This is a genomic window from Halomonas sp. SIMBA_159 (genome assembly GCF_046536035.1).
Classification (GTDB): Bacteria; Pseudomonadota; Gammaproteobacteria; order Pseudomonadales; family Halomonadaceae; genus Vreelandella; species Vreelandella venusta_A.
This window is the reverse complement of record NZ_JAWJBT010001688.1, coordinates 1-234: the sequence shown is the minus strand read 5'-3', so window position 1 is coordinate 234 and position 234 is coordinate 1. Positions and strand designations below refer to the sequence as shown.

At 36.8% G+C, this 234-nt stretch carries 1 protein-coding gene; it reads left to right on the top strand.

Features of this window, described 5'->3' with window-relative positions; genetic code table 11:
• Nucleotides 1-234, top strand: a 234-nt coding sequence (locus tag R0J87_RS24960; RefSeq protein WP_498889718.1) for a hypothetical protein, incomplete at both ends; no start/stop codon positions are given.

Genomic DNA, 234 nt, shown 5'->3' with positions numbered 1-234 from the left:
ATCAATCCTGAATCAATTGAGTCACGAGCAAAAATAAAAATGGGCGGTGTTCCAAGTCCATTTGGGATAGATGTATCGAAACTTGGAGATGTATTTGATCTTTTTCAGGCGTATGAAGACACTCTTTTGTTTAAAGGGATTCATATTTATTTGGGCACTCAAGTTCTTGATGAAACGTCGCTGTTATCATCGTTTGAATATACTCTCAACACAGCTGTTCGAATAAAGAATGAC